The organism is Vogesella mureinivorans (assembly GCF_007644035.1).
Taxonomy (GTDB): Bacteria; Pseudomonadota; Gammaproteobacteria; order Burkholderiales; family Chromobacteriaceae; genus Vogesella; species Vogesella mureinivorans.
On the sequence record NZ_VMTV02000954.1, the window covers coordinates 1 to 331 of the forward strand.

1 pseudogene is annotated in these 331 nt (G+C 55.6%); it reads right to left on the minus strand.

From position 1 onward, the window contains the following. A pseudogene (locus FLQ44_RS21305) lies at nt 1-331 on the minus strand (formate dehydrogenase-N subunit alpha); the annotation flags it as partial.

Below are 331 nucleotides of genomic sequence, written 5' to 3' on the forward strand. Positions count from 1 at the left end.
CATACAGGAACGACGCGGTTTTATCTTTCGCGCTGGTTTCCGCTATCAGCTCGCACACCTTCAGGAAGTCCGCCTTCGGCGTCCCACAGATGTTTTCGACAACCTCCGGCGTATAGCGGGACACGTGCTCTTTCAGCAGGTTCCACACGCAGCGCGGGTGTTGCAGGGTGGTGTCGCGCTTCGCAAAGCCGTTTTCGTCCAGCTCGTAGTTCCAGCTGGTTTTGTCATATTTGCGTTTTTCGGCGTCATAACCGCTGAACAGGCCATCTTCGAAGTGGTAATCCTCACGCACGATCAGGCTGGCGTTGGTATAAGCTTCGGTGTACTCGCG